This window comes from Aeromonas sp. S15(2024) (assembly GCF_041402265.1).
GTDB lineage: Bacteria > Pseudomonadota > Gammaproteobacteria > Enterobacterales > Aeromonadaceae > Aeromonas > Aeromonas dhakensis.
Genome location: NZ_JBGLQY010000012.1, coordinates 122438 through 129765, shown reverse-complemented (window position 1 = coordinate 129765; position 7328 = coordinate 122438). Strand labels below are relative to the sequence as shown.

Sequence of the window (7328 nt, the reverse complement as noted above, 5' to 3'; positions counted from 1 at the left end):
CAACAGCTTTAGCGAAAGCTAACCGAATGCGGAGCGGTAGTTCAGTCGGTTAGAATACCGGCCTGTCACGCCGGGGGTCGCGGGTTCGAGTCCCGTCCGCTCCGCCACTAACAAGAAGCCCAGTCGATTGACTGGGCTTTTTTTCGTCTCTACGATCTCTCTATCTCATCTCAGTTAGCCCGATTTCGTTGTTTCATCCCGATTCACGCTCATCTGAAATTCGCCGCCGCCCATGGTTGTCGCTATAATGGCCGCCCTCAAGCAAGGTGGTGGTATGAAAGCAGAGTATCTACAGCGATTCGGGGGCATTGCCCGTCTTTATGGTCAGAGTGCGCTGCGCTCCTTCAGCCAGGCGAAAGTCTGTGTGGTCGGGATCGGCGGCGTTGGCTCCTGGGCGGCAGAGGCGCTGGCCCGTGCCGGCATCAACCAGATCACCCTGATCGACATGGACGACATCTGCATCACCAACACCAACCGCCAGATCCACGCCATGCAGGGCACGGTTGGTCGCCTCAAGACGGAGGTGATGGCCGAGCGCATTCGTGCCATCAACCCGGATTGCGAGGTGATGGAGGTGGATGACTTCGTCACCGCCGACAACCTGGCTGAGCACATCAAACGGGAGTTTGACTATGTGGTGGATGCCATCGACTCGGTCAAGGCCAAGGTGGCGCTGATTGCCTTCTGCAAGCGCAACAAGATCCCGGTGGTAGTGGCGGGTGGTGCAGGCGGGCAGATGGACCCCACCCAGATCACCGTGGCCGATCTGGCCAAGACCATTCAGGATCCGCTGGCCGCCAAGGTGCGCTCCGACCTGCGCCGGCTGCACAACTTCAGCAAGAATCCGGCGCGCAAGTTCGGGGTGGAGTGTGTCTTCTCTACCGAGCAGTTGAGCTACCCGGACGGCCATGGTGGCACCTGTCAGGCCAAGGCGGCCAGCGATGGCAACATGAAGATGGATTGCGCCTCCGGCTTTGGTGCCGTGACGCCGGTGACGGCGACCTTCGGTCTGGTGGCCGCGTCCCGGGTGTTGAAGAAGATTGCCGAGCGCGGGGCCCGCGCCGAGAAAGAAGCTAGAAATGAAGAAGTAGGGTCGATTGGCGAAGCCTAATCGACCACTGAACAAGGCGGGTTAGACGGCTTGTTGCCGGATCGCCAACACTATTGCCCTGAGCCCGTTGCCCCGCGACGGGCTCAGGTGTTTCTCGAGCCCGAGCTCGCTGAAATAGGCATCCATATCAAAAGCCTGGATAGCATCGGCAGTCTGATGATTGAGCGCCGCCAGTACGATGACGATCAGACCGCGTACGATGCGGGCGTCGGAATCGCAGGCAAAGTGCCAGTTGCCGTCCTCACCCACTTCTCCCTTTAGCCAGGCCTGGCTCTCACACCCTTTCAGGCGGTTCTCTTCCTGTTGCCACTCTGTTGGCAAGGCGGGTAACAGCTTGCCTAGCTGGATGATAAGTCGGTACTGGTTCTCCCAGCCATGGGTGGCGGCAAATTGCTGGCGGATAGTGTCGGCGTTGGGTTCCAGGCCGATCCGGGTATAGGTTGCGAGGCTACTCATGAAATTGTCTGCCTTAAAAGAAGTCGCTTAACTTGTGCAGGGCGGCCAGCAGGGCGTCCACATCGTCCCGGTTGTTGTAGCAGGCCAGCGAGGCACGCATAGTACCGCCGATACCGAGCGAGTCCATCAACGGCATGGCGCAGTGGTGGCCGACTCGCAGGGCGATCCCCTGCATATCGAGCAGGGTGGCGGCATCCTGCGGGTGGATATCCGTTAGCAGAAAGGAGACCGCGCCGGCACGCTGACCGGGTTCGCCGACCAGATGCAGCCCCGGCACCTGCCGCAGGCCGGCGACCAGATAGTCGGTCAGCACCGCTTCATGGCTGGCCAGCAACCCCCGGTCTTGCTCCATCAGAAAGTCGATGGCGGCGGCAAGGCCGATGGCGCCGGCGATATGGGGAGTGCCCGCCTCGAACTTGAAGGGCAGGGTATTGAAGGTAGTGCCGCTGAAGCTGACTCTGTCGATCATCTCGCCGCCGGCCTGCCAGGGCGGCATCCGCTCCAGCAGTGCAGTGCGCCCCCACAGCACGCCGATGCCGGTCGGGCCGTAGAGCTTGTGGCCGGAGAAAGCGTAGAAGTCGCAGCCGATGGCCTGCACATCTACCTCTAGGTGAGCCACAGCCTGGGCACCGTCGATCAGGGTCAAGGCACCGACCGCCTTGGCGGCCGCCACTATCTGCTCAACTGGATTGACGGTACCGAGGGCATTGGAGACGTGAGCCACGCTCACCAGTCGGGTACGTGGTCCCAGCATGGCCAGATAGGCAGCCATGTCGAGATCGCCCCGTTCATTGAGGGGGATGACCCGGATGACGGCGCCGGTACGCTGGGCGACCAGCTGCCAGGGGACGATATTGGCGTGATGCTCCAGAGTGCTGAGCACGACTTCATCCCCTGCCCTCAGCTCGCTCATCCCCCAGCTCTGGGCTACCAGATTGATCGCTTCAGTAGTGCCACGGGTCCAGATCACCTGGTGACTGCGAGGGGCATTGATAAAGCGGGCAACCGTCTCGCGGGCGGCCTCGAAGGCCCGGGTGGCCCGGCCGCTCAGCGCGTGGGCGGCACGGTGCACGTTGGCGTTGTCGGCCCGATAGTAGTGATTGATCGCATCCAGCACCGCCAGCGGCTTCTGGGTGGTGGCGGCGTTGTCCAGATAGACCAGCGGGTGGCCGTTGACCTCCTGCGCCAAAGCCGGAAACTGGCTGCGCAGCCGGTCGTGCTGTTGCTGGTTCATGCTCCCCTCACTGTCTGGAAAAGTGGTCATCATCTCGAAAAGTCGGTCATGATCCTGAAAACCGTCGCCGAACACAAGGCATCTGGCGAGCTATTGCTCGATGGGGCTGGCCGGGTGATTTCTGTTACAATGCCGCCCCTCATCATAAGCCAAGAGATCCGGCCCATGAAGCTCAACCCCAATCAGAACGAAGCGGTCAAGTATGTCTCCGGCCCTTGCCTGGTGCTGGCGGGTGCCGGATCGGGCAAGACCCGCGTCATCACCAACAAGATTGCCTATCTGGTGCAGCAGTGCGGCTACAACGCGCGCAACATAGCGGCGGTCACCTTTACCAACAAGGCGGCGCGAGAGATGAAGGAGCGGGTCGGCCAGACCCTTGGCCGCAAGGAGGCGCGGGGGCTGATGGTCTCCACCTTCCATACCCTGGGGCTCGAGATAATTCGCCGCGAGCACAAGAGCCTGAACCTCAAGGCCAATTTTTCCCTGTTCGACGATACCGATCAGTTGGCGCTGCTCAAGGAGCTGACCGAGGCGGAGCTCGACAACGACAAGGACAAGCTCTCGGCCCTCATCAGCCAGATCTCCAACTGGAAGAACGACCTCATCCTGCCTGCCCGCGCCATGCGCATCGCCCGCGGGCCGGAAGAGGTGCTGATGGCCCAGCTCTACGAGCGTTATCACCGCCAGATGGTGGCCTACAACGCCCTGGATTTCGACGACCTCATCGTGATGCCGACCCTGCTGCTCAAGAGCAACCAGGAGGTACGCGAGCGCTGGCAAAACAAGATCCGCTACCTGCTGGTCGACGAATACCAGGACACCAACACCAGCCAGTACGAGCTGGTGAAGCAGATTGTCGGCGAGCGGGCCCGCTTCACCGTGGTGGGGGACGACGACCAGTCCATCTACTCCTGGCGCGGGGCAAAGCCGCAGAACCTGGTGCTGCTGAACGAGGATTTCCCCAATCTGCGGCTCATCAAGCTGGAGCAGAACTACCGCTCCAAGCGGCGCATCCTCAAGTGCGCCAACATCCTGATCGCCAATAACCCCCACGTCTACGACAAGGCGCTCTTCTCCGAGCTGGACGAGGGGGTGAAACTCAAGGTGCTGTTTGCCAAGAACGAGGAGCATGAGGCGGAGCGCATCGCCGCCGAGCTGATGGGCCACAAGTTCATGAATCGTACCCGCTTCAAGGACTACGCCATCCTCTACCGGGGCAACCATCAGTCGCGGATCTTCGAGAAGGCGCTGATGACCAACCGTATCCCCTACCGCATCTCGGGGGGCACCTCGTTCTTCTCCCGCACCGAGATCAAGGACATCATGGCCTACCTCAAGCTGCTGGTGAACCCGGACGAGGATACCGCCTTCCTGCGGGTGGTGAACCTGCCGCGCCGCGAGATAGGCCCCACTACCCTGGAAAAACTCGGACAATACGCCAATCAACGTGGCAAGAGCCTGTTTGCCGCCAGCTTCGAGCTGGGGCTGGAGCAGCACCTCTCCGGGCGTGGCCTCACCGCGCTGCAGGCCTTCACCAACTGGTTGGTACGGCTCGGTGATCAGGCGCTGCGTGGCAATCCGGTGGAGGCGGTGCGGGACATGATCAAGGAGATCCACTACGAGGAGTGGCTCTACGAGACCTCACCCAGCCCGAAGGCGGCCGAGATGCGGATGCAGAACGTTTCCACTCTCTATCGCTGGATCACCGAGATGCTGGAGGGGGACGAGCTGGAAGAGTCGATGACGCTCGCTCAAGTCGTGACCCGTCTCACTCTGCGCGACATGATGGAGCGCAATGAGGGGGAGGATGAAGCCGATCAGGTACAGCTGATGACCCTGCACGCCTCCAAGGGGCTGGAGTTTCCCTATGTCTACATGGTGGGCATGGAGGAGGGGTTGCTGCCTCACCAGACCAGCATCGATGAGGACAACGTGGAAGAGGAGCGACGTCTCGCCTACGTGGGCATCACCCGGGCCCAGACCGAGCTCACCTTCACCCTCTGCAAGGAGCGTCGCCAGTTTGGCGAGTCGGTGCGACCGGAGCCGAGCCGCTTCCTGCTGGAATTGCCCCAGGATGATCTGGAGTGGGAAAACCAGAAGAAGGTGAGTGCGGAGGAGCGCCAGCAGAAGGGGCAGATGGCGGTGGCCAATCTGCGCGCCATGTTCAAGAAGGATTGAGTCGCTCCGCTTATTTGCTCTGGGTCAGCAGGGGGGTGATGTCGGCGCCCGGCATGGGCGGTGAAATGTAGCGCCCCTGGCCCATCAGGCAGCCCAGGTCGATCAGCTTCTGCAGTTGCTGCTGGTTCTCTATCCCTTCCACCACCAGGGTGAAGTCCAGATCCTGGCAGATGTCGCGCATGGCGCGAATGAGGGCCAGATCCTTGGGAGATTGCAGCATGCGATGGGTGAAGCTGTCATCCACCTTGATGTAGTCCACCGGGAAGTGGAACAGGGCATTGAGGGAAGAGAAGCCAGTACCGAAATCATCCAGGCTGATCTGGATGCCCTTGGCCCTCAGCTCGTGCAGTGAGGTGAGGGCATCGGAATCCTGCCGTGACAGTTCCCGCTCGTTGAATTCGAAAATCAGATAGCCGGGGGAGATCCCCTCGGATTCGATGATCTCGACCAGTTGCATGATCTGTTCATGGCTGACCAGATGCTTGCCGGACAGGTTGATGGCCACCTTGAACTTGCTCTGGCCGGAGAGCGGCAGCCACTCCTTCAACTGCTGGCAGGTGTGGCGCAGGATCTGGTAATCCAGCTCCTGGATGAGGCCACACTGCTCCGCCAGCGGGATGAAGTCGAATGCGTCCTTGAGTACCCCCTCTTCGGTGATCCAGCGTGCCATGACCTCCAGCCCGGTCAGGCGGCTGTCCTTGAGCCGGATCACCGGCTGGAAATAGGGCACGATGCGGCCTGCCCGCAGCGCTCTGGCCAGCATCTCTTCCGGTGAGGCCCAGGTCTGGGCCGAGCACTCCTCCGAATAGCTGACGATGCGGCTGCGGCCGTTGCGCTTGGCCTGGTACATGGCCAGATCGGCCTGATGCAACAGCTGGCTGATGTCGGATGTCTGTTCCGATACGCTGGCGACCCCGAGACTCACCGTGATGCCGAGTTCGTTGCCCATCAGCCGGAAGGGATAGGAGAGGCGGCTGATGATGCGGTTGAGCACCGGGCTGATATCTTCCTCGGTCTTGCTGCTGTCCAGATAGATGACGAACTCGTCCCCCCCCAGCCTGGCCACCATGTCGTTTTGTCGGATGCAGGTTTGCAGGCGGCGGCTCATCTCCTTGAGCAGCTGGTCGCCGGCGCTGTGGCCGAGAGTGTCGTTGACCTGCTTGAAGTGGTCCACATCGATGAAGATCAGCGAAAACCCGGGCGACTTGTAGCGGTGAAAGTGGGTCATGGCGTGGTTGAGGTGGTTCATCAACAGTGCCCGGTTGGGTAGTTGGGTCAGCGGGTCGTGCAGGGCATCGAACTGCAGCCGGCGTTCCAGCTCCTGGTGCTGCTTCAACTGCTTCTGCAGCCTGAGGTTGGTCTGGCGCAACTGCTGCAGCCGCTGGTTGATGGAGTCTTCCGAGTTGATGTCGTGCAGCTGCTGGCGGATCCGTCTCAGCTCCAGCAGCAGGGTCAGCTGGCTGCGCAGAAAGTCGAGAAACAGCCGGTCGTCGGTTTCCAGCGGCTGTTGTAGGCTGATGAGGAAGTGGGCGAAGTACTGCTGCTGGAGACGCAGCGGCTGGCTGTACCAGTAAAGCTGCTCCTTGTGCTGCTCAATGTTGTTGGTGCTGTGGCAGAGCCCGGTGATGAATTCGTCGCTGTGGTGGGGCAGTTCCGGGTAGATCTTCTCGAGCCGGTGGCTGTCGATGCGTACCAGCAGCATGTCCTGAATGGCGAGCATCTGGCGCAACACAGCCTCGAGCTGGGAGAAGAGCGCCTGGCTGGGCAGGGTGTTGGCCAGCCGGATGATGCGGTTGATGCTCTCGATCTTTCTCTGCCAGTCCGGATCCTTGCGAATGAGCGGCGAGGCCAGCTCTGACAGCTGGGAGCCAGCTTGGGTCTCGTTCAGCCGTTTGGCCAGGCACTCCAGCAACAGGCGCAGTGTCGGCAGCTCCTTGGGCTGGCAGCAGGCCAGCAACCACTGGATCTGACCGTGCTCGACCGGCAGGGTGCACCAACCCTCGGCTTCGTCCAACTGGGCCAGTTGATCCGTGATGCGTGACTCTTCCAGCCCCAGCTGCAGTTTGAAGCTGTCGGGGACCTGGTATTCACACACCCAGTGCAGTCCGGCTTCCGACAGACCGAGCATGCCGAAATGTTGCAACGGACAGAGCTGGTTCAGCTGCTGAATCAGGGTGTCGTAATCTTTGGCGGTGGCGACGGAGGGGGCGGGGAAATCCATAATAGCGGAAACCAACGCCAGCAAGGGAGTCGAGTAATGTGGTGCTGTGGGTTGCGCTGACATGAGTGACTCCCGATTTATCTACCCTTCAAAGAGTAGTCGGAAGTCATCAGATTGAAAGGGCCGCA

At 61.0% G+C, this 7328-nt stretch carries 5 protein-coding genes and 1 tRNA gene; 3 read left to right on the top strand and 3 right to left on the bottom strand.

Going from position 1 to position 7328, the window contains the following annotated elements; genetic code table 11:
- The first annotated feature begins 30 nt into the window (after nucleotides 1–30).
- A tRNA-Asp gene (locus ACB033_RS19605) sits at nucleotides 31–107 on the top strand.
- Nucleotides 108–274: 167 nt separating this feature from the next.
- Nucleotides 275–1111: a tRNA cyclic N6-threonylcarbamoyladenosine(37) synthase TcdA gene (tcdA, locus tag ACB033_RS19600; RefSeq protein WP_042072484.1), complete on the top strand. Its 837-nt coding sequence runs from the start codon at nucleotides 275–277 to the stop codon at nucleotides 1109–1111.
- Between the two features lie 21 nt (nucleotides 1112–1132).
- Here tcdA and ACB033_RS19595 read toward each other — a convergent pair whose 3' ends face one another.
- Together ACB033_RS19595 and ACB033_RS19590 are read right to left on the bottom strand one after the other, a co-directional pair.
- Nucleotides 1133–1567, bottom strand: coding sequence for a SufE family protein (locus ACB033_RS19595; protein ID WP_139726509.1), 435 nt, complete (start codon nucleotides 1565–1567; stop codon nucleotides 1133–1135).
- Between the two features lie 13 nt (nucleotides 1568–1580).
- The gene (locus ACB033_RS19590) at nucleotides 1581–2801 is read right to left on the bottom strand and encodes an aminotransferase class V-fold PLP-dependent enzyme (protein WP_139726508.1); all 1221 of its coding nucleotides are present in this window, start codon (nucleotides 2799–2801) and stop codon (nucleotides 1581–1583) included.
- Nucleotides 2802–2966: 165 nt separating this feature from the next.
- On the opposite strand from ACB033_RS19590, the gene rep reads away from it, so the two are divergent.
- Nucleotides 2967–4979 carry a DNA helicase Rep gene (gene rep, locus ACB033_RS19585; RefSeq protein WP_139726507.1) on the top strand — a complete coding sequence of 671 codons (2013 nt, stop codon included), beginning with the start codon at nucleotides 2967–2969 and terminating at the stop codon, nucleotides 4977–4979.
- 10 nt (nucleotides 4980–4989) lie between these two features.
- Here the strand turns inward: rep and ACB033_RS19580 are convergent, their stop codons facing one another.
- Nucleotides 4990–7263, bottom strand: a complete 2274-nt coding sequence (locus ACB033_RS19580; protein ID WP_005306951.1) for a bifunctional diguanylate cyclase/phosphodiesterase — start codon at nucleotides 7261–7263, stop codon at nucleotides 4990–4992.
- Between the last annotated feature and the right edge of the window lie 65 nt (nucleotides 7264–7328).